The sequence below is a fragment of the Rhizobacter fulvus genome (assembly GCF_964020785.1).
The window spans coordinates 4,352,008-4,371,257 of the sequence record NZ_OZ224516.1; the positions used below are offsets into that span (position 1 = coordinate 4,352,008).

Annotated in this window: 20 protein-coding genes, 1 other RNA gene and 1 riboswitch; of the genes, 12 read left to right on the forward strand and 9 right to left on the reverse strand. The window is 69.7% G+C overall.

The window, feature by feature from the left end:
* Positions 1 to 132: 132 nt before the first annotated feature.
* The gene (locus tag ACWH49_RS20745; RefSeq protein WP_448173191.1) at positions 133 to 1,029 is read right to left on the reverse strand and encodes a LysR family transcriptional regulator; all 897 of its coding nucleotides are present in this window, start codon (positions 1,027 to 1,029) and stop codon (positions 133 to 135) included.
* An 85-nt stretch (positions 1,030 to 1,114) separates the two neighbouring features.
* Between ACWH49_RS20745 and ACWH49_RS20750 the strand changes: the two genes are divergently transcribed.
* The 10 genes from ACWH49_RS20750 to ACWH49_RS20795 are packed head-to-tail and all read left to right on the forward strand — an operon-like array spanning position 1,115 to position 10,212.
* The gene (locus ACWH49_RS20750; RefSeq protein ID WP_056470955.1) at positions 1,115 to 1,831 is read left to right on the forward strand and encodes a succinate dehydrogenase/fumarate reductase iron-sulfur subunit; all 717 of its coding nucleotides are present in this window, start codon (positions 1,115 to 1,117) and stop codon (positions 1,829 to 1,831) included.
* On the forward strand, positions 1,828 to 2,172 hold the full coding sequence (locus ACWH49_RS20755) for a succinate dehydrogenase (protein WP_448173192.1): 345 nt from the start codon (positions 1,828 to 1,830) through the stop codon (positions 2,170 to 2,172). Before ACWH49_RS20750 ends, ACWH49_RS20755 begins: the two co-directional genes overlap by 4 nt.
* Positions 2,172 to 2,525, forward strand: a complete 354-nt coding sequence (sdhC, locus tag ACWH49_RS20760; protein ID WP_448173193.1) for a succinate dehydrogenase, cytochrome b556 subunit — start codon at positions 2,172 to 2,174, stop codon at positions 2,523 to 2,525. Before ACWH49_RS20755 ends, sdhC begins: the two co-directional genes overlap by 1 nt.
* A 23-nt stretch (positions 2,526 to 2,548) precedes the next feature.
* Positions 2,549 to 3,535, forward strand: a complete 987-nt coding sequence (locus tag ACWH49_RS20765) for a Bug family tripartite tricarboxylate transporter substrate binding protein (protein ID WP_448173194.1) — start codon at positions 2,549 to 2,551, stop codon at positions 3,533 to 3,535.
* A gap of 9 nt (positions 3,536 to 3,544) precedes the next feature.
* The gene (locus ACWH49_RS20770) at positions 3,545 to 4,420 is read left to right on the forward strand and encodes a fumarate hydratase (RefSeq protein ID WP_448173195.1); all 876 of its coding nucleotides are present in this window, start codon (positions 3,545 to 3,547) and stop codon (positions 4,418 to 4,420) included.
* A 13-nt stretch (positions 4,421 to 4,433) separates the two neighbouring features.
* A complete protein-coding gene (locus tag ACWH49_RS20775) occupies positions 4,434 to 5,048 on the forward strand; it encodes a fumarate hydratase C-terminal domain-containing protein (protein ID WP_448173196.1) in 615 nt (204 codons plus the stop codon).
* The gene (locus ACWH49_RS20780) at positions 5,045 to 6,775 is read left to right on the forward strand and encodes an L-aspartate oxidase (protein ID WP_448173197.1); all 1,731 of its coding nucleotides are present in this window, start codon (positions 5,045 to 5,047) and stop codon (positions 6,773 to 6,775) included. Before ACWH49_RS20775 ends, ACWH49_RS20780 begins: the two co-directional genes overlap by 4 nt.
* Before the next feature lie 45 nt (positions 6,776 to 6,820).
* Complete coding sequence (locus tag ACWH49_RS20785) at positions 6,821 to 7,801, forward strand: Bug family tripartite tricarboxylate transporter substrate binding protein (protein WP_448173198.1); 981 nt, start codon at positions 6,821 to 6,823, stop codon at positions 7,799 to 7,801.
* Positions 7,802 to 7,811: 10 nt separating this feature from the next.
* Positions 7,812 to 9,440, forward strand: coding sequence for a thiamine pyrophosphate-binding protein (locus ACWH49_RS20790; RefSeq protein WP_448173199.1), 1,629 nt, complete (start codon positions 7,812 to 7,814; stop codon positions 9,438 to 9,440).
* A gap of 22 nt (positions 9,441 to 9,462) precedes the next feature.
* A complete protein-coding gene (locus ACWH49_RS20795; protein WP_448173200.1) occupies positions 9,463 to 10,212 on the forward strand; it encodes a sulfite exporter TauE/SafE family protein in 750 nt (249 codons plus the stop codon).
* Here ACWH49_RS20795 and ACWH49_RS20800 read toward each other — a convergent pair whose 3' ends face one another.
* From ACWH49_RS20800 to ybiB, 3 genes are read right to left on the reverse strand one after another with little or no spacing between them, the layout of a single operon-like run.
* Complete coding sequence (locus tag ACWH49_RS20800; RefSeq protein ID WP_448173201.1) at positions 10,213 to 11,430, reverse strand: NAD(P)/FAD-dependent oxidoreductase; 1,218 nt, start codon at positions 11,428 to 11,430, stop codon at positions 10,213 to 10,215.
* Positions 11,418 to 12,551: a sterol desaturase family protein gene (locus tag ACWH49_RS20805; RefSeq protein WP_448173202.1), complete on the reverse strand. Its 1,134-nt coding sequence runs from the start codon at positions 12,549 to 12,551 to the stop codon at positions 11,418 to 11,420. The genes ACWH49_RS20800 and ACWH49_RS20805 overlap by 13 nt, the downstream gene beginning before the upstream one ends.
* 59 nt (positions 12,552 to 12,610) lie before the next feature.
* Positions 12,611 to 13,573 (reverse strand): DNA-binding protein YbiB, encoded by a 963-nt coding sequence (gene ybiB / locus ACWH49_RS20810; protein WP_448173203.1) that lies wholly within the window; start codon positions 13,571 to 13,573, stop codon positions 12,611 to 12,613.
* 274 nt (positions 13,574 to 13,847) lie between these two features.
* Between ybiB and ACWH49_RS20815 the strand changes: the two genes are divergently transcribed.
* A complete protein-coding gene (locus ACWH49_RS20815) occupies positions 13,848 to 14,897 on the forward strand; it encodes a GGDEF domain-containing protein (RefSeq protein ID WP_448173204.1) in 1,050 nt (349 codons plus the stop codon).
* 19 nt (positions 14,898 to 14,916) lie between these two features.
* On the opposite strand, the gene ACWH49_RS20820 is transcribed toward ACWH49_RS20815, so the two are convergent.
* From ACWH49_RS20820 to ACWH49_RS20840, 5 genes are all read right to left on the reverse strand, one after another.
* Positions 14,917 to 15,735, reverse strand: coding sequence for a sulfite exporter TauE/SafE family protein (locus tag ACWH49_RS20820; protein ID WP_448173205.1), 819 nt, complete (start codon positions 15,733 to 15,735; stop codon positions 14,917 to 14,919).
* A complete protein-coding gene (locus tag ACWH49_RS20825) occupies positions 15,732 to 16,199 on the reverse strand; it encodes an EVE domain-containing protein (protein ID WP_448173206.1) in 468 nt (155 codons plus the stop codon). Before ACWH49_RS20825 ends, ACWH49_RS20820 begins: the two co-directional genes overlap by 4 nt.
* 28 nt (positions 16,200 to 16,227) lie before the next feature.
* A non-coding RNA gene (gene ssrS / locus ACWH49_RS20830) (6S RNA) lies at positions 16,228 to 16,406 on the reverse strand.
* Between the two features lie 37 nt (positions 16,407 to 16,443).
* Entirely contained in the window at positions 16,444 to 16,755 is a 312-nt protein-coding gene (locus ACWH49_RS20835; RefSeq protein ID WP_448173207.1) for a cell division protein ZapA, read from the reverse strand.
* Complete coding sequence (locus ACWH49_RS20840) at positions 16,752 to 16,991, reverse strand: cell division protein ZapB (protein WP_448173208.1); 240 nt, start codon at positions 16,989 to 16,991, stop codon at positions 16,752 to 16,754. The genes ACWH49_RS20835 and ACWH49_RS20840 overlap by 4 nt, the downstream gene beginning before the upstream one ends.
* Positions 16,992 to 17,040: 49 nt before the next feature.
* A riboswitch (cobalamin riboswitch) is annotated at positions 17,041 to 17,283 on the forward strand.
* A gap of 77 nt (positions 17,284 to 17,360) precedes the next feature.
* Here ACWH49_RS20840 and ACWH49_RS20845 point away from each other — a divergent pair.
* Positions 17,361 to 19,238, forward strand: a complete 1,878-nt coding sequence (locus ACWH49_RS20845; protein WP_448173209.1) for a TonB-dependent receptor domain-containing protein — start codon at positions 17,361 to 17,363, stop codon at positions 19,236 to 19,238.
* Positions 19,239 to 19,250: the final 12 nt, after the last annotated feature.

Below are 19,250 nucleotides of genomic sequence, written 5' to 3' on the forward strand. Positions count from 1 at the left end.
GGTGTCGGCGAGTTCCGAAAACCGGAGGGTCCGGAGTTCCTGTTCTCGTGGGCTCGCCAATCGCAACGCGGGGTTTTGCCAGCAAAGACCGTCGATTATAGCCCGACGCAACCGCCACCGCAATTGGCCGCGTCAAGGCGCTCCAGGCGTGCCGTTCGCGGCGAAATACGCCTTGATCGCCTCCGTCACCCGCGCCCGGCTGTGCTGGCGCCGTTCCAGCAGGCCGACCGAACGCTGCACCGCCACGCCCGGCAGCGGCACGATCCGCAGCGCGCGGTCGCGCGCCCACTGCAGGTTGGCCAGCTGCGGCACGATCGACACGCCGAAGCCCTGGCGCACCAGCGCCACGATCGCCTCGAGTGAGTTCAGCTCCATGCGCGTGCGTGCGGCGGCGCCGCACTGCGCCAGCACCTCGTCGACCAGGTGGCCGGTCCAGGTCTGGCGGTCGAAGCGCAGGAACGGACAGTCGGCCAGGATCGCCAACCCGGCGGCGGGAACCGTGAAATGCGGCTTGGCAGGCACGATCAGCACCATCGGCTCGGTGTAGAGGCGCGTCCACACCAGGTTGGAGGGCAGGCGGATCGGCGGCTGCGTGACGACGGCGGCGTCGAGCTCGCCGCGGTCGACCCGGCCGGCGAAGTCCGCGGACTGGCCCGCAAACAGCGTCACGTCCAGATCGGGGTGCTGGCGGGTCAGCGACCACAGGCTGTCGGCGAACGCGCCCATCAGCGCCGACACCAGCGCGCCCATGACCACGGTGCCGGTCAGCGCCTCCCCGGCTTCGTCGGCTGCCAGCGCCTCGTAGCGCGAGATCAGTTCCTTGACCGGTGCCACCATGCCGCGCCCGGCCGTGTTGAGCACGATCGCCCGGCCGCTGCGGTCGAACAGCACCTTGTGCAGCTCGTCCTCGAGGGCTCGGATCTGCTGGCCGACCGCCGCCGCGGTCAGCCCGATCTCCTTGCCCGCGGCCGAGAAACTGCCGAGGCGGGCGACGGCGAGAAAGCTTCTGAGGGTGCGAATGGACGACATCGTCCGCCACTCTAAAGTTTTTTCATCGCTCGATAGAAGAATAATTCGCTTTAACTTTCGATGACACGTCGCGATGATGCGCGCCATGTCGACGATGCTCACAGTCAAGGTCTGGCGCGGCGCCCAACAGGGCGAGTTCACGCGCTACGAGGTGCCGCGCCAAGCCAGCCAGACGGTGCTGGACGTCGTGACCCACATCCAGCGCTTCCTCGAGCCGACGCTGAGCTATCGGTTCGCCTGCCGCGTCGGCATGTGCGGTTCGTGCGCGATGACTGTCAACGGCAAGGCGTGCTGGACGTGCCGCACCCATGTCGCGAAAGTCGCTGGCGACGGCGAGCTCGAGATCGCGCCGCTGTCCAACCTGCCGGTCATCAAGGACCTGGCGACCGACATGAGCGCGTTCTTCGACAAGTGGGCGCGCGCCAAGGGCCAGTTCAAGGGCACTGCGACGCGGGCCGACGATTTCGCGAAGGTCGCTCCCGCTTCGCCCGAGCGGGCCGCCGCGAACGCCGGCATCGAGTGCATCGGCTGCGGCGTCTGCTACGCGTCGTGCGACGTGGTCGGCTGGCGCCCGGACTACCTCGGCCCGGCCGCGTTGAACCGCGCCTGGACACTGGTGAACGACGTGCGCGACGTGCAGCAGACAGAGCGTCTGCGCGCCGTCGCCGGCGATGCCGGCTGCCACGCCTGCCACACCCAGGGCTCGTGCACCGAGCGATGCCCCAAGCAGCTGGCACCGACGCTGTCGATCGCCGGCCTGAAGCGCAAGGTCGCGAAGGCCGCGGTGCGGGGCGAACTGTGAGCAGCGCCGCGATCGCCCAGGCCAAGCGCTGGTACTGGCAGCGCGTCAGCGCGATGGTTCTGGCGTTGTGCGTGCTGGTGCACCTGGGCGTGCTGATCTACGCGGTGCGCGGCGGGCTGAGCGCAGCCGGCATCCTCGGCCGCACGCAGGGCAACTGGGCGTTCGGCGCGTTCTACGCCGTCTTCGTGGTGGCGTGTGCCGTGCATGTGCCGGTCGGCCTGGCGAACATCGCCCGCGAGTGGTGGGGCCTGCGCGAAGACCCTGCGCTGTGGCTGTCGCGCGCGTTCGGCGTGCTGCTGCTCGTGACGGGCCTGCGCGCGGTCTGGGCGGTGGTCGCATGATGCGCCGCAACGACCAGCGGGCGCGCGCCCATCCCGCGTACTGGGCTTTCCTGATGCACCGGCTGTCGGGCCTCGGGCTGGCGCTGTTCCTGCCGATCCACTTCTGGGCGCTGGGCCATGCGCTGCAAGGCGCTGCGGCGCTGGACGGTTTCCTGCGCGCCACCGACCGGCCGCTGTTCAAGTTCGCCGAGTGGGGCCTCGTCGTCCTGCTCGCCCTGCACATGACCGGCGGCGTACGCTTGCTGATCATCGAGTTCGGCCAGGTGTCCAACCTCCGCAAGGACTGGATCGCCGGCTCGATCGGCTTCGCCGCCGTCGCGGGCATGGCGTTCGCGCTTTCGCTTCTGTCCTGATTCGAGAAAAACGGAGACCCCCCATGAAGATGACCACCCGACGCTCGACCCTCACCGGCCTGCTGGCCGCCACCGTGCTGACCGCCTGGACGCTGCCCGCCATGGCGCAGGAATCGTGGCCGAACAAGTCGGTGCGCCTGGTGGTGCCCTTCGCGCCCGGCGGCTCGACCGACGTGATCGCGCGGATGATGGCGCAGAAGCTCAACGAGATCTGGGGGCAGACGGTGATCGTCGACAACCGCGCCGGCGCCGGCGGCAACCTGGGGGCGGACATCGTCGCCAAGTCGCCGGCCGACGGCTACACGCTGCTGTTCGGCACCGGCAGCATCACGATCAACCCGCAGCTCTACAAGAAGATGCCGTTCGACACGAAGAAGGACCTCGTGCCGATCACCAACGTGGCGAGCGGCCCGATGCTCGTCGTCGTGCCCGACGACTCGCCGCTGACCAGCGTGAAGGAGCTGATCGCCCAGGCGAAGGCCAAGCCGGGTTCGGTCAACTTCGGCTCGGCCGGCGTCGGCAGCCAGGTGCACCTGGCCGGCGAGAACTTCGCGAACGCTGCGGGCGTCGACATCGTCCATGTGCCGTACAAGGGCGAGGCGCCGGCCTACACCGACCTGATCGCGCACCAGACGCAGATGATGGTCGGCAACTTCGCGGCCGCGTCCGCGCTGCTCGGCAAGGGGCGCCTGCGTGCGCTGGCGGTCACGAGCAAGCAGCGCATGCCGTCGATGCCCGACGTGCCGACGGTGTCCGAGAGCGGCCTGCCGGGTTTCGAGAACACCGGCTGGTTCGGCCTGCTCGCGCCGGCCGGCACGCCCGCGCCGATCCTCGCCAAGATCCACGCCGATGTCGTCAAGGCGCTGACCTCCACCGAGATCAAGGCGCGCCTGTACGTTCAGGGCATGACGCCGGTCGGCAATTCGCCGGCCGAGTTCGTCAAGGCGATGGACGAGGAGTCCCAGCACTGGGCCACGGTGGTGAAGAACCGCAAGCTGTCGGCGAACTGAGGTGACGCGATGAAGGTCGATCTGCAGGCGGTGGAAGACGCCGCCAAGGAACTCTACATCCGCGCGCTGAAGGTGCTGCCGCCCGACATCAAGGCGGGCTTCGGCCGCCTGCAGGCCACCGAGACCGGTGCGACGGCGAAGCAGATGCTCGGCACGATGGTGACCAACATCGCGGTCGCCGAGAAGACCGACAACCTGCTGTGCCAGGACACCGGCGTGCCGATCTACAACGTCTGGATCGGGCGCGACGTGCAGGTCGACGGCCATGCGCTCAAGCAGGCGCTGCGGCGCGGCTGCGAACGCGCGACCCGCGAGTACCCGCTGCGCAGCTCGGTCGTGCATCCGCTGACGCGCAAGAACGAGCATTCGTCCTGCGGCATCGAGGTGCCGGTGATCCACATCGATTTCAGCGACACGCCGGAACTGCTGCAGATCGAGATGATTCCGAAGGGCAGCGGCTCGGAGAACAACTCGTTCCTCAAGATGGCCATTCCCGCCGAGGGCATCGACGCGATCAAGACCTTCGTGATCGACTGCGTGCTCGCCGCCGGCGGCAAGACCTGCCCGCCGACGATCGTCGGCGTCGGGCTGGGCGGCACGTCGGATCTGGCCGTCGCGCTGGCCAAGCGCGCCGCCACGCGCGAACTCGGCACGCGCTGCGCCGACGCCGAGGGTGCCGCGCTCGAGGCGCAGCTGTCGGCCGCGGTCAACCAGCTCGGTGTCGGCCCGCAGGGGCTGGGCGGCGACTCGACCGCGTTCGCGGTCCACATCGAACTGGCGGCAACCCACATCACGATGAACCCGATCGCCGTCAACATGCAGTGCCATTCCGCACGGCGCGCCCGCGCGAGCTTCACGCCGGCCGGCGTGAGCTACGGCTTCTGAAGCGAGGTTCACGATGGCCCACCACAACCTCGAGATGCCCGTCACCGAAGCGCAGGTGCGCGCGCTGCGGGTCAACGACACGGTCACGCTGCAGCGCACGCTCTACGGCATCCGCGACGCGACCCAGATCCACCTGTTCGACCGCGGCCGCACGACGCGCTTCGACCTGAACGGTCACGCCGTCATCCACACGGCGCCGAACGTCAAGAAGGTCGAGCCCAGCGATGCCTATCCGGCCGGCTACCAGCCGATCTGCATCGGCACGACGACCTCCGACCGCATGGAACGCTTCACCCGGCCCCTGATGACGCAGAACGGCGTGCGCCTGATCGTCGGCAAGGGAGGATTGCGCGAGGGTTCCGCGGCAGCCTTCAGCGAACTCGGCGGCGCCTACCTCGCGATCGTCGGCGGCACCGCGGCGCTGGAAACGACCTGGGTCGAGCAGATCGAGGATGTGGACCTCGACGACCTGAACCCCGAGTCGCTGTGGAAGTTCCGCATCCGCGATTTCGGCCCGCTGCTGGTCGGCATGGACAGCCATGGCGGCAGCCTCTACGACGTGGTGCGCCACGACACGCAGGCGCGACGCGCGCAGGTGCTGGCCGCGTTGGGGGTGAGGGCGTCATGACACCGATCAAGCGCCTCCAGACCGACATCCTGATCCTCGGCTCGGGCGGCGCCGGCCTGTTTGCGGCCCTGCATGCGCACCAGAATGCGCCGGAGCTGTCGATCACCGTCGCGGTCAAGGGCCTGCTCGGCAAGTGCGGATGCACCCGCATGGTCCAGGGCGGCTACAACGTCGCGCTGGCGGCCGGCGATTCGGTCGAGCGGCACTTCATGGACACGATCGAGGGCAGCAAGTGGCTGTCCGACCAGGACCTGGCGTGGACGCTGGTCACGAAGGCCGTCGAGCGCGTGCACGAGCTCGAGAACGAGCTCGGCTGCTTCTTCGACCGCAACCCCGACGGCACCGTGCACCAGAAGGCGTTCGCCGGCCAGACCTTCGACCGCACCGTGCACAAGGGCGATCTGACCGGCATCGAGATCATCAACCGGCTGTCCGAGCAGGTCTGGTCGTGCGGCATCGCGCGGCTGGAGGAGCACCGCGCGATCGAACTCGTCAAGACGGCCGACGGCAGCGCGCTGGCCGGCGTGCTGATGATCGACATGCGCGACGGCGCGTTCGTGTTCGTGCAGGCCAAGGCCGTGCTGCTCGCCACCGGCGGCGGCCCGACCATGTATAAGTACCACACGCCGTCCGGCGACAAGACCTGCGACGGCCTGGCCATGGCGCTGCGCGCCGGCCTGCCGCTGCGCGACATGGAGATGGTGCAGTTCCACCCGACCGGGTTGCTGGCCGGCACCGGCACGCGCATGACCGGCACCGTGCTGGAGGAGGGCCTGCGCGGCGCCGGCGGGTACCTGCTGAACGGCGACAAGCAGCGCTTCATGGACCGCTACGACCTACGGCTCGAGCGCGCGACGCGCGACATCGTCTCGCGCTCGATCTTCTCGGAGATGCGCGCCGGCCGCACCTCGCCGAACGGCGGCGTCTACATCCAGATGTCGCACCTCGGGCCCGACAAGGTGCGCCAGCAGTTCAAGGGCATGGTCGAGCGCTGCGACGACTGCGGCTTCGACCTCGCCGGCGGCCTGGTCGAGGTGGTGCCGACCGCCCACTACATGATGGGCGGCGTGCAGTTCAGTGCCGATTGCAGTACCGCGCTGCACGGCCTGTTCGCCGCGGGCGAGGACACCGGTGGCGTGCACGGCGCGAACCGGCTCGGCGGCAACGGCGTCGCCAACTCGACGGTCTTCGGCGGCATCGCCGGCGACCGCATGGCCGCCTGGGTGCGCGCCGAAGGCGCCTGGCATGCGGCCGACGAGGCGGCGATCGTGGCCAGCGTCGCGCGCCACGAGGCGCCGTTCGCGAACGCGCCCGGCAACATCGAGCCGATCCGCGAGGCGCTGTTCGACTGCATGTGGGAGGACGTGGGCATCCTGCGCACCGCCGAAGGTCTGCAGCGCGCGCTCGCGACGCTGGACGACCTGGAGCGCCAGCTCGACCACGTCGGCGTGGCCGATGGCGACCGCGCCTTCAACCTGAGCTGGCACGACTGGCTGAACCTGAAGAGCCTGATCGCCGTCAGCCGCGTGATCGCCACGTCCGCGCTGGCGCGCGAGGACTCGCGCGGCGCGCACTTCCGCGAGGACCATCCGGACGCCGGCGACTTGCCGAGTTCGACCTACATCGTCGTCACGCAGGCGGGCGACGAGCTGACGATGCGGCGCGAGCCGGTGCGCTTCACGCGGGTCGAGCCGGGGCAGACGATCCTGACCGAAGCGAGCGGCTGAACGCCCGCCACGCCGATCCACATCACAACACCAGGAGACGACCGCTTGCCCACCCACCACCGCGTCATCGCGAGTTGCCTCGCCGCGTGCACCATCGGCGCTGCGGCGCAGTCGAGCAGCTACCCCGACCAGCCGATCCAGCTCGTGATCCCGTTCAGCGCTGGCGGCGACGCCGACGGTGCCGCCCGCGCGCTCGCGCTGGTCGCGCAGAAGTCGCTCGGCCAGCCGCTCGTGCCGGTCAACCGCGCCGGCGCGAGCGGCGGCATCGGCTCGATCGCGGTGCGCAATGCCAAGCCGGACGGCTACACGCTGCTGGTCGCGCGCGTCGGCTCGCAGGCGGTGCTGCCGGCGCTGCAGCCGACGGCGGGCTACAAGTGGAACGACTTCACTTTTCTCGGACTGCTCGAGTTGAACCCGTATGTCTGCGTCACGCGATCCGACTCCGCCATCCGCTCGCTGAAGGAGCTGGCCGATGCGCTGCGCGCGCGCCCGGGCAAGTTGAACTACAGCACCTCGGGCCCGGCGACGATCCTGAACTTCGGCCCGCAGCTGCTGTTCGACACGCTCAAGCTCGGCAAGGACGCCGCGGTGCAGATCGCCTACAAGGGTGGCGGCGAGGCCGCGCTCGCGGTGCTGTCCGGCGATGTCGACTTCAGCTGCGGCAACCTGAGTTCGATGATGGGCAACATCAAGGGCGGCAAGCTGCGCGCGATCGTCACGACCACGCCCGAGCGTGTGAAGGACCTGCCCGATGTGCCGACCGCGCGCGAGGCCGGCTACCCGCAGCTCGAGGCGATCGTCGGCTGGAGCGCGCTGTACGGCCCGCCCGGCATGAGCAAGGAGCTGGTCGAGCGCTGGGCCGGGATGCTGGCGGGTGCTGCGAAAGACGCGCAGTGGATCGCCGCGACCGAGAAGGCCGGCAGCATCCCGCGGGTGTTGAGCCCGGCCGAGACCGAGAAGTTCGCGGCCGACCAGTTCGCCGTCTACGAGCGGCTCGGGCGCCAGTTGCAGATCGAACTGAAATAGGACCGAACCGATGAGCCCCTCTCCCCAGCAGCGCGGTGCGGACGCGTTGATCGGCGCGCTCGAAGCCGCCGGCGTGCGCCGCGTCTTCACGCTGTCCGGCAACCACATCATGCCGATATTCGATGCGGCATTCGACTCCGGCATCGAACTCATCCACACCCGCCACGAGGCGACCACGGTGCACATGGCCGACGCCTACGCACGCATCACCGGCGAGGTCGGCATCGCGCTGGTCACCGGCGGGCCGGGCCATGCGAACGCGGTCTCGGCGCTCTACACGGCGCAGATGGCCGAGGCGCCGGTGGTGCTGCTGTCGGGCCACGCGCCGAACGACCAGCTCGGGCAGGGCGCCTTCCAGGAGATGCGCCAGGCCGAGATGGCCGCGCCGGTCGTCAAGGCCGCATGGACCTGTGCCAGCGCGGACGCGGTGGCCGGCGACATCGCGAAGGCGATCCGCCTCGCACGCTCGGGGCGGCCGGGTCCGGTGCACCTGAGCCTGCCGACCGACGTCCTCGACAACGCCGCGACGCCGGCGCCGCTCGCGGCCGCGGCGTTCGCGGCCGAGCCGATGCCGCTCGATCGCGCCGTCGCGAACGACCTGTCGCAGCGGCTCGCGCAGGCCAAGCGTCCGATGGTGCTCGTCGGCGCGTCCTGCATGACGCGCCCCGGCCGCGCGCTGATCGCCGGCCTGGAGGCGGCCAGCGGCGTGCCGGTGATCGGGATGGAGAGCCCGCGCGGCATCGCCGACGCGAGCCTCGGTGCGTTCGCGCAGGTGCTGGCGCAGGCCGACTGCATCGTGCTGGTCGGCAAGCGGGTCGACTTCACGCTCAAGTTCGGCAAGGCCCCGTTCCCGGCCGAGGCGGCCGTCCACCAGGTCGACGCCGAGGCGGCCGAGATCGAGCGTACGCGACGCGCGCTCGGCAGCCGCCTGGACGTGACGGCGCTGGCCGATGCGGCCTCGACGCTGCAGGCGCTGACCGCAGCCGCGGTCCGCTCGACCGCGACCGACTGGCTTGCCGACGTGCGCAGCGCGCTCGCATACCGGCCGCCGGCCTGGGACACCGCCCGCACCGAGGTCCCGGGCCGCCTGCACCCGGTGCAGATGCTGCGCCCGCTGCAGGCGCTGCTCGACAGCCATCCCGACGCGGTGCTGGTCTGCGACGGCGGCGAGATCGGACAGTGGGCGATGGCCTGCCTGAGCGCACCGCACCGGGTCAACAACGGCGTCGCCGGTTCGATCGGCTCGGGCCTGCCCTATGCGCTGGCGGCACGTTGCGCGGTGGCGGCGGATGCGCCGGTGGTTGCCGTGATGGGCGACGGCACGATCGGCTTCCACATCGCCGAATACGACACGGCGGTGCGCTATGGCCTGGGCTTCGTCTCGGTGATCGGGAACGACGCGCGCTGGAACGCCGAGTACCAGATCCAGTTGCGCGACTACGGCGCCGACCGCCTGATCGGCTGCGAACTGCGCCCGATGCGCTACGACGCGGTCGCGCAGGCATTCGGCTGCCACGGCGAACAGGTCACCGACCCGCTCGCAATGGCCGCGGCGGCGCAGCGCGCCCACGCAAGCGGGCTGCCGGCCTGCCTGAACGTGATGATCGAGGGCGTTCCGGCGCCGCAGATCAAGCGCTGACCCGACGCGAAGGCGCAGGCGCTTGATCGATCTGCCGACGAGCACGCTGCTGGCCGCGGCGGCCATCGTCACGCTCGGCTACGTCGTGTACGGGCTGACGGGCTTCGGCTCGTCGATCATTGCGGTGCCGTTGCTGGCGCAGTTCTTCCCGCTGCGCTTCGCGGTGCCGATGATGCTGGTGTTCGACCTGTTGACCGGCCTGCTGCTCGGCCTGCGCCATCGGCGCGACCTGAGCCGGCCCGAGTTGCTGCGGCTGCTGCCGATCGTCACGGTCGGCATGGTCGCCGGCGTGACGCTGCTGGTGCAAGTCGAGGAGCGCTGGCTGCTGCTCGGCCTCGGCGGCTTCGTCGTCGCGTACGCGGCGTGGAGCCTGCTGAACCGCGCGGTGCCCACGCCGGTTTCCGCCCGCTGGGCCGTGCCGGCGGGGCTGCTGGGCGGCGCGTTCACCGCGCTGTACGGCACCGGGGGGCCGATCTACACGATCTACCTCGCGCGCCGGCTGACGGACAAGGCGATGTTGCGCGCGACGATCGGCGTGCTGATCTTCTGCACCGCGCTGATCCGGTTGGTGCTGTTCACCGGCAGCGGCTTCTACCAGCAGGCGGGGCTGCTGCCGCTCGCGTTCGCGCTGCTGCCATTCGCGGTGATCGGCTACCTCGTCGGCAGCCGGCTGCATGCGCGGCTGTCGACCCGGCGCGCGGTGCAGGCGGTCTGGGCGCTGCTGATCGTCGGTGGCACCAGTCTGGTGGTGCGCGCGATCGCGATCCCGTGATCAGGCCGGCGTGAGCGCGGTGGCGCACGCGAACGCGCTGGCCCAGGCCCACTGGAAGTTGTAGCCGCCGAGCCAGCCGGTCACGTCGACCACTTCGCCGATGAAGTGCAGGCCCGGCACCAGCCGGCTGGCCATCGTCTGCGAACTCAGCTCTCGGGTGTCGACGCCGCCGGCCGTGACCTCGGCCTTGCGGTAGCCCTCGGTCGCCTGGGGCTTGAGCTCCCAGCGCTGGAGCCGGGCGGCGAGTTGCGCCAGGTCGCGATCGCGCTGCTCGGGCAGCGTGCGTTCGGCCAGGTCCGGCGTCGGCGCCAGCCACGCCTCGGCCAGCCGCTTGGGGATCAATTCGGCGAGCTCGTTCGCGAGCTTGCGACGCGAGGACTGTTTCGCCTGCAGCAACTCGGCATTCAGATCGCGGCCGGGCGTGAGGTTGAGGCGAATCGGCGTGCCGGGGCGCCAGAAGCTGGAGATCTGCAGCACCGCCGGGCCGCTCAGGCCGCGGTGCGTGAACAGCAGGTCTTCGAGGAACGCGGTGCGCGCCTTGCCCTCGCCGGTCTCGATCGAGGCTTCGAGCGACAGCCCGGAGAGTGCGGCGAACGGCGCCCAGCTGACCGGGTCGAACGTCAGCGGCACCAGGGCCGGGCGGGTCTCGACAATCGCGTGGCCGAACTGGCGCGCGAGCCGGTAGCCGAAGTCGGTCGCGCCGATCTTGGGGATCGACAGGCCGCCGGTCGCGATCACGAGCTGCTTCGCGCTGACCGCACCGCGATCGGTGTCGAGCTCGAAACCGGCATGGCCGTGCCGCACGCCGTGCACTGCGCAGGGTTGCCAGCGCACGACGCCGCCCGTCTCGCACTCGCGCAGCAGCATCGCGATGACCTGCTCGCTGCTGTCGTCGCAGAACAGCTGGCCCTTGTGCTTCTCGTGCCAGGCGATGCGGTGCTTCTGCAGCAGTGCGATGAAATCCGTCGGCGTGTAGCGCGCCAGCGCCGAGCGGCAGAAGTGCGGATTCGCCGACAGGAAGTTTGCCGGGGTCGTGTCGCGGTTGGTGAAGTTGCAGCGCCCGCCGCCGGAGATGCGGATCTTTTCGGCGACCTTCTCGGCGTGGTCGACCAGCAGCACCTTCAGCCCGCGCTGCCCGGCGAGGGCCGCGCAGTGCAGGCCGGCCGCGCCAGCGCCGACGACGATCGCGTCGAACCTTTCGGGGCTCAGCCGCGCCACACGAACGGAAAGGCGAGCTGCTTGAAGAAGCCGTTCGGCACGTAGTCGCCGACCACGCCGTACTGCTCGGGCCACTCGCGGTCCGATTTCACCGCGGTGCCGAACGCGTAATCGATGAACGCGAAGTGGGCCGCGTAGTTCCTGTCGATCGCGGCGTCGTCCTGCGAGTGGTGCCAGTGGTGGAAGTTGGGCGTCACGATCACGTAGCGCAGCGGGCCGAGCCGCACGCTCACGTTGGCGTGGTTGAACACCGCCTGGAAGCCGACGATGATGATGTACGCATCGATGACCTCCTTGCTGAAGCCGAGCACGTAGATCGGCGCCAGCACCAGCGTGCGGGTGATGATCAGCTCGAGGATGTGCTGGCGCGAGCCGGCCAGCCAGTCCATGCTCTTGACGCTGTGGTGCACCGCGTGCAGGCGCCACAGCAGCGGCACCTCGTGGTATGCGCGGTGCGTGGCGTACTGCACCAGGTCGGCCACCAGCACGATCAGGAACAGCGCGACCCAGAAGTTCAGCCCCTGCACCCAGCCTCGGACACCGTCCTGCGCGGCCCAGCCGAACAGCTTGTGCACCAGCAGGTTGGTCGCCAGCAGCACGAAGCCGACGATCATGTGATTGACGATGAAGTGGTGAAAGTCGGTCTGCCACTCCGGACGGAACACGGGCTGGTCCTTGCGCAGCGCGAACAGCTTCTCGATGAAGATGAAGATCAGCGTCGAGCCGAGCAGGTCGAGGATGAACCAGTCCAGGCCGATGTAGGGCGTGTTGTCGGCGAAGTCGTTGACCGGCACCTTGTGCCCGCCGAGCGCGAGCGACAGGCCGATCAGCACGAACGCACCGAGGGCAAGCCACCGCGCCCGGCCGCGCACGATGTTGAACAGCGACAGCGCGCCGGACAGGACCAGCGACCAGAACAGCAGCAGGCGCATCACGTCGACGTTGTAGGAGCGGCGCAGCTGCGGCGTCGTCAGGTACTCGGGCCAATGGAAGGCCAGCACGCCCAGGAAACAGAGGATCGCCAGCGACAGTGCGATCACGCCCGAGACCATCCCCTTGCCGGGCCGCAGCGCGCCGTGCGATTCGCTGAGCTTGTTGAGCTTGTCGAGTTCCCGCTTCATCGTGCCCTCCCACGCCTGTGTCGGTGTCGATGGGCCGCGATTATGGAGCGCCGGCGTCGCTATGCGCCGACCTGCCGGTCCTTCGGTACGGCGGAGCGCTCGATCGCGGCCAACGCGCGCATCAGGCAGTCGACCTGTTGCGTCAACGGTGCCGGCGCCGGCTTCTCGCCGCTGACCACGGCCTGGATGTAGACGGCCGTCGTCGCCGCGTCGATCTCGCGCGGCAGCACCGGCAGGCCGGTCAGCACGCCTTCATGGGCGGCACGCGACAAGTCGGCACGGCGCTGGCCGCCGATGAACACGTCGAGCTTCGGGGCGCGGCGCGGATCGGCGACGGGCTCGCCTTCGGTGCCGCGCATCAGGACCGCATCGGCGCCGGTGTGCGCAAGGAATTCGGCCAGCGCGGTCGCGTACTCCGGGTGCGTGTGGTTGACGACCCGCAGCGATGCATCGGTAGCGCACGGCGCGAGCAGCTTGGCGACCGTGTGGCCGGAGTTCCGCAGGCCGACGATGCGGCGCACGTCGAGCAGGCGCGCGAGCGGCGGGCACAGGTCGGCGGTGGCGATGAACACCGGCTCGCGCCGTGCCCAGCCGTTCTCGATCTCCTCGGCGTCGCGCGCGAACGGCAGACCCAGGTCGCGGAAGATCTCGGCGGTGCTGACGCGGCCGGCATCGCTCATCGGCCCATGCACCAGGACCTGCGCGCCTTCCTGCGCGAGCAACAGCGCCAGCAGCGGCGTCAGGTTCGGCAGCTTGCGTGCGCCGTTGTAGGACGGCAGCACCACCGTCGGACGCGACGGGCGCAACGGGATGCAGCGCTCGTGCGCCGCCTGCAGGAAGCCGCTCAGCTCCGCGGTCGACTCGCCCTTGATGCGCATCGCCAGCGCGAACGCGCCGACTTCGAGATCGGTGACCTGGCCGTCGAGCACCTGGCTCATCAGGTCGTGCGCCTGCACTTCGGTCAGCGACCGTGCGCCGTCCTTGCCGCGGCCGATTTCCTTGATGTAGCGGGTGATCGTCATTCGTCTGGTCTCCGCAGCGCGGTCCGCAATTTTCAGGCCCGAATCCCAGCCTGCAACATTCCATGACAGATCGGTGGAATTGCCCGGACCCGCGGAAAACCTGCCGAGCGGCCGCGTCCGGATCAATATCACACCTGGTGCGCGCGGCTATGATCAAGTTAGGGGTGTGGCTGCGCTTTTCGCCTCGTGGCGCTTGCCATCGTGCAGCCCCACGCCCAAGATTGTTGAAGCGCCGGCGTGACGCCCGGTCGATTCCGCCGAGGACGATGGAGTGATGAACGAGAGCACACCGGCCCTGCCGCAGGAGCGCATCCAGGACGTGCGCCGCCTGGCGGATACGCTCGGGGTCCAGGAAGCGGCGCTCGCGGGCGTGCTGATGGATCTGCTCGATCGCGTCGATGTGCTGCTGTCCATCAAGGACGTCGCCAGCGGTCGCTACCTGCACGTGAATGCAGCCATGGCTGCGCTGTTCGGACGCGACGTCGCGGCGATGGTGGGTGCCGCCGATGCGGAACTGCTGGAGCCCGCGCAGACCGCGGCCATGCGCGCTGCCGAACAGAGCGCGCTTGCCCATGCCGCGCCCACGTTGAGCGAACACCGCATCGATCGCGATGGACGCAAGCGCGAGTTCCGCGTCACCCGCCTGCCGTTGCCGCGCGCCGACGGCGCCGCCGCGCGGCATGTGCTGGCAGCGTGGGTCGAGCAAACCACCGCGCACCAGCGCGAGCACCAGTTGCAGCGGGCGCTGGCGCAACTCGAACAGCAGCAGGTCGCCGCCGAGGCCCAGCGCCGGGAGATGGCCGACAACGGCTTGCGCGACAGCGCCACCGGCCTGTACCAGCGGTTGCACTTCGACGACCAACTGCGGCGCGAGGTCGACCTGTCGTCGCGCGAGCATCGCGAGTTCGCGCTCGTCTCGATCGCGCTCGATCCGCTGAGCGATGCAGTCAAGGCACTCGGCGCCGATGCCCGCGGTCGCGTGCTCGAGGCGCTCGGCCGCCTGCTGCGCAGCAACACCCGGGCAATGGACGCCTCGTGTCGCCTCGACGAAGACCGCTTCGCGATCCTGCTGTCCGGCGTCGGCCTGGCCACCGCGCACTCGCGCATGGAAGGCCTGCGGCGTCAGTGCGCGACGCAGATCGTCGTGCTCGAAGGGCGCGACCTCGGGTTCACGGTGTCGATGGGTGTCGCGAGCTTTCCGCACACCGCGCATTCGGAGGCCGACCTGATGGACGCCGCCGACACCGCGCTGCGCGAGGCGCAAAAGCGCGGCGGCAACCACGTCGCGCTGGCCAGCATCCGGTTCGAGCTCGGCGCCACCTGACGCGGCGCCCGTCGCCTGTTCAGAGCCGGGTCGACTTGTAGACCATGTAGGCCGCGAGGCCGAACAGCAGCACCGCGAACACCCGCTTCAGCTGGCGCATGTCCATGCGGTGCGCCGTGCGCGCACCGAACGGCGCGGTGAGCACGCTGGCGATCGAGATCGTCACCAGCGCGGGCAAGTACAGGTAGCCGATCGTCCCGGGTGGCATGTCGCGCAGCGACCAGCCGGCGACCATGTAGCCGACCGTTCCGGCCACCGCGATCGGAAATCCCAATGCCGCGGAGGTCGCGACGGCGTTGTGGATCTTGACGTTGCACCAGGTCATGAACGGCACCGAGACGAACGCCCCGCCGGCGCCGACCAGCGCGGCGAACAGGCCGATGACGCCGCCCGCGCCGAGCATGCCAGCGGTGCCGGGCAGCTGGCGCGACGGCTTCGGCTTGCGGTCGATCAGCATCTGCGTGGCCGAGAAGCCGACGAACAGCGCGAACAGCAGTGCCAGCACGGGCGAGGGCAGCGCCTTGGCCAGCTGCGCGCCGAGCAGCGAGCCGATCACGATGCCGGGCGCGAGCACACGCGCCACCGACCAGAGCACGGCGCCGCGCTGGTGGTGCGCGCGCACCGACGCGATCGAGGTGAAGCAGATCGTCGCCAGCGAGGTGGCGATCGCCATCTTGACGACGTGTTCGGCCGGCATGCCCTTGCTCGACAGCAGGAAGGTCATGAACGGCACCAGCAGCATGCCGCCACCAATGCCGAGCAGCCCGGCCAGGAAGCCGGTGAAGCAGCCGAGCACCAGCAGCTCGAGCACGAGCTGCGCCCCGAGGCCGCCGGTCATGCGGGCTTCTTCAGCAGCGCGAGAACGGCGCGCCACTCGTCGGCGCTGACGGGCGTGATCGACAGGCGGTTGCCGCGCTCGAGCACGCGCATGGTGGCCAGCGACGGCGCGGCGCGCATCTCGGCGAGGGAGAGCAGCCGCGTCTTGCGCGCCAGCTTCACGTCGACATGCTGCCAGCGCGGCGCGTCGGGCTTCGACTTGGCGTCGAAGTACGGGCTCTTCGGATCGAACTGGCTCGCGTCCGGGTATGCGGTGCTGGCCACTTCGGCCAGGCCGGCGATGCCCGGCTCGGGACACGAGGAGTGATAGAACAGCACGCCGTCGCCGATGCTCATCTCGTCGCGCATGAAGTTGCGCGCCTGGTAGTTGCGAACGCCGATCCACGGCACCGTGCGACCGGGCGCCGCAGCCAGATCATCGATCGAGCATTCGGACGGCTCGCTCTTCATCAGCCAATGACGCATCGTGCGAGACCGAGAATGGGAAAAGAAAGGTGTCCGCCGCAAACCATGAGCCGCATTCCTGAACCAGGAGTTCAGGTGGGCGAGGTCAGCCCGGCTTCGGGTTCATCTGACGCGAGACGATCACACCAACCGGGCGATGTTCCAAGCCCTTGCTCTACAGAGCATAGGTTCAAGGAAATATAAAACTCACGCGGATGCGACGGACGAATTCATTCTATGCCGCATGCGTGACGCGTGCGTGGATTCAGAGCAATTGCCCGTCGGCGCCGAGGGCCTGGTCGAGGCGTGCGATCAGATTGTCGATATCGACTTCGCCCGCCGGGACGGGGCTCGCCGCCGACGCGGGTCGCGCCGCTGGCCGGCCCGCCAGCGCGTAGGCGAGATTGAGCGCCGCCAGCACCGCGATGCGTTCGCGCGCCTTGACCTTGCCGCCGTCGCGGATCGCGCTCATCTCGCGGTCGACGTTGCCGACCGCCTCGATCAGCGCCGCTTCGCCGCCGTCGGGGCAGCCGAGCAGGTAGCTCTGGCCGAGGATCGTCACTTCCATCTGCTTCATGTGCGGTCGCTCCCGGGAGTGTCGGTGCCGGTCGAGGCGGGCGCGGCTTCCACGGGCAGGCGTTCGAGCAGCGCATCGATGCGGCTGCGCGCGGCGTTCAGGCGCGAGCGCAGGTTGTCGCGTTCGTGGGTCACGGTGGCCAGCTGCTGCTCGAGCAGCGTGCTGGTGCGCTGCAGTTCGGCATGCCGCAGGAGCAGGCGCTCGACGCGGTCGGCGAGTTCTTCGATCTTCGACATGGCGCGCGACGTGGGGCTGAAGGGTGCGCCATTGTAGAGGCGCGCTCCGACTAGAATGCCCGCTGTTGGTGCCCGTGCCGGCGTTCAGTCGGCACAGTTAAACGGGAAGCAGAAGAACGTCCTCGACGCTCGAATCTGCGCTGCCCCCGCAACGGTACGGCGGACGAAGTCGATGGGGTCAGCCTCGTCGCTTCCGCTCTCGCGCACATGCCACTGAAGGCCGGTCCGGCTTCGGGAAGGTCGCAAGGGTCGCTCCGCCAGCCCGGATACCGGCCAACGAGCGGACGCGTGTCTCACCGAGGCGCGCGGCCATGTCGCAAGTGCCCGCGGGGAAGCGGGTCGCCTGCCATTCGTCAGAGCTTGTCCATCATGACCTTTCGACCCCCGGCGCTGCATGCGCCGCTCGCCGCCCTCGGCGGCTTCCTCCTGCTCGCGCCGTTCGCGACACCCTCGTCGGCGCAGGGCCGCCTCGACCCGATCGTCGTCACCGCGACGCGCGAGCCGCAGGCCCTGGCCAGCGTGAGCGCCGATGTCGTCGTGATCGACGCCGAGCGCATCCGTCAGAGCACGGCCGATTCCATCGAGGACCTGCTGCGCCGCGAGGCCGGCGTGCAGGTCGTGCGCAATGGCGGCCCGGGCCAGAACGCGAGCGTGCTGATCCGCGGCGCGAGCGCCGGCAGCACGGTGGTGCTGATCGACGGCGTGCGCGTCGGCTCCGCGACCGTGGGACAGGTCGAATTCGAGTCGATCAGCCTGGCGCAGATCGAACGCATCGAAGTGCTGCGCGGGCCCGGCTCCAGCCTGTACGGCGCGGATGCCGTGGGCGGCGTCGTGCAGATCTTCACCAAGCGCGGCGACGGCGCGCCGCGGTTCACCGCGAGCGGCGCGATCGGCGAGGAGCGATCGCGCCAGGGCAGCCTCGCCGTGAGCGGCGCGAGCGGCCGGATCGATTACGCGGCCGCGCTGGGGCGCGAGAGCAGCCGCGGCGTCTCCGCCCTGAAGCCTGGCGACCAGTTCGGCAGCTTCAACCCGGACCGCGATGGCTTCACGCGCGACACCGCGCAGCTGCAACTCGGCGTCACGCCTGTGGCGGGCCACCGCATCGGGCTGAACGTCGTCGAGAGCCGCCTGAACGCGCAGTACGACGCGAGCGACTACTCGGTGGCCGATCCGGCATCGCCCGATTTCCGGAACAAGCTGCGCAGCAGCGTCGCGGCGCTCGACTACCGCGGCGTGCTGAATCCCGCATGGACCACCAGCGCGCAGCTGTCGCGCAACGAGGACGACCTGAAGAGCGGCGGCAGCACGGTCGACCGCTTCCGCACCCGGCGCGAGCAGTTCACCGGCCAGGCCGCGTGGACGCCACGAACCGGCCAGCAGTTCGTCGTCGCCTACGAGCGGCGCGACGAACATGCCGAGACGGCCGTCTACGACCAGAAGCGCATCAACGATGCGCTCGTGCTGGGCTACAGCGGACAGTTCGGCCGGCAGAGCCTCCAGGCCGACCTGCGCCGCGACCAGAACTCGGTCTACGGGGGCGAGACGACCGGGCGCCTGGGTTGGGGCATGCAGATTGCCACGGGCTGGCGCGTGCGCGCGCTCGCTGGCACGACCTTCCGCGCGCCCAGCTTCAACGAGCTGTTCTACCCGGACTTCGGCGTCGCGTCGATCACGCCGGAGCGCGGTCGCAGCATCGAATTCGGCCTCGACTGGCGCGCGGGCGACAGCGCGGCCGCGGTCACGGTCTACCACAATCGTGTCCGCGATCTGATCGCCTACCAGCCCGATCAGGCCGCGTGCTCGTCCGATCCGGCGCTGTACCCCTACGGATGCGCCGCGAACATCGGTCGGGCTCGACTGCAGGGCGTCACGCTGTCCGGCTCGCAGCGCTGGGGGGATTGGCGCGTCGGCGCGACGATCGATTTCCTCGACGCCAAGGACCTGGACACCGGCAGCCGCCTCGCACGCCGAGCCGCGCACCAGGAGAGCCTGACCGCCGCGTACGACCTCGGCGCGTGGCGCTTCGGCGCCGCGCTGCTCGCGGTCGGGGCGCGACCGGAAGGCAGCGCGACGCTCGCGGCCTACACCACACTCGATCTCAGCGCCCGCTGGCGCTTCGCGCCGCAGTGGCAGCTCGAGGCGAAGCTGCTGAACGCGACCGACCGGCAATACGAGCCGGCCCGCGACTACCAGGGCGTCGGCCGGCAGGCGTGGATCGGCGTGCGCTACGACAGCCAGGGTCTCTGAGCGAGCACTGTC

What these genes read in the sequence shown, in the direction of transcription:
- sdhC (WP_448173193.1), top strand. Translation starts at nt 2,172, where the DNA reads ATGCGCCGCAACGACCAGCGGGCGCGCGCCCATCCCGCGTACTGGGCT.
- ACWH49_RS20815 (WP_448173204.1), top strand. Translation starts at nt 13,848, where the DNA reads ATGAACGAGAGCACACCGGCCCTGCCGCAGGAGCGCATCCAGGACGTG.
- ACWH49_RS20765 (WP_448173194.1), top strand. Translation starts at nt 2,549, where the DNA reads ATGAAGATGACCACCCGACGCTCGACCCTCACCGGCCTGCTGGCCGCC.
- ACWH49_RS20840 (WP_448173208.1), bottom strand. Translation starts at nt 16,991, where the DNA reads ATGTCGAAGATCGAAGAACTCGCCGACCGCGTCGAGCGCCTGCTCCTG.
- ybiB (WP_448173203.1), bottom strand. Translation starts at nt 13,573, where the DNA reads ATGACGATCACCCGCTACATCAAGGAAATCGGCCGCGGCAAGGACGGC.
- ACWH49_RS20820 (WP_448173205.1), bottom strand. Translation starts at nt 15,735, where the DNA reads ATGACCGGCGGCCTCGGGGCGCAGCTCGTGCTCGAGCTGCTGGTGCTC.
- ACWH49_RS20775 (WP_448173196.1), top strand. Translation starts at nt 4,434, where the DNA reads ATGGCCCACCACAACCTCGAGATGCCCGTCACCGAAGCGCAGGTGCGC.
- ACWH49_RS20790 (WP_448173199.1), top strand. Translation starts at nt 7,812, where the DNA reads ATGAGCCCCTCTCCCCAGCAGCGCGGTGCGGACGCGTTGATCGGCGCG.
- ACWH49_RS20780 (WP_448173197.1), top strand. Translation starts at nt 5,045, where the DNA reads ATGACACCGATCAAGCGCCTCCAGACCGACATCCTGATCCTCGGCTCG.
- ACWH49_RS20745 (WP_448173191.1), bottom strand. Translation starts at nt 1,029, where the DNA reads ATGTCGTCCATTCGCACCCTCAGAAGCTTTCTCGCCGTCGCCCGCCTC.
- ACWH49_RS20750 (WP_056470955.1), top strand. Translation starts at nt 1,115, where the DNA reads ATGTCGACGATGCTCACAGTCAAGGTCTGGCGCGGCGCCCAACAGGGC.
- ACWH49_RS20805 (WP_448173202.1), bottom strand. Translation starts at nt 12,551, where the DNA reads ATGAAGCGGGAACTCGACAAGCTCAACAAGCTCAGCGAATCGCACGGC.
- ACWH49_RS20845 (WP_448173209.1), top strand. Translation starts at nt 17,361, where the DNA reads ATGACCTTTCGACCCCCGGCGCTGCATGCGCCGCTCGCCGCCCTCGGC.
- ACWH49_RS20825 (WP_448173206.1), bottom strand. Translation starts at nt 16,199, where the DNA reads ATGCGTCATTGGCTGATGAAGAGCGAGCCGTCCGAATGCTCGATCGAT.
- ACWH49_RS20770 (WP_448173195.1), top strand. Translation starts at nt 3,545, where the DNA reads ATGAAGGTCGATCTGCAGGCGGTGGAAGACGCCGCCAAGGAACTCTAC.
- ACWH49_RS20835 (WP_448173207.1), bottom strand. Translation starts at nt 16,755, where the DNA reads ATGAAGCAGATGGAAGTGACGATCCTCGGCCAGAGCTACCTGCTCGGC.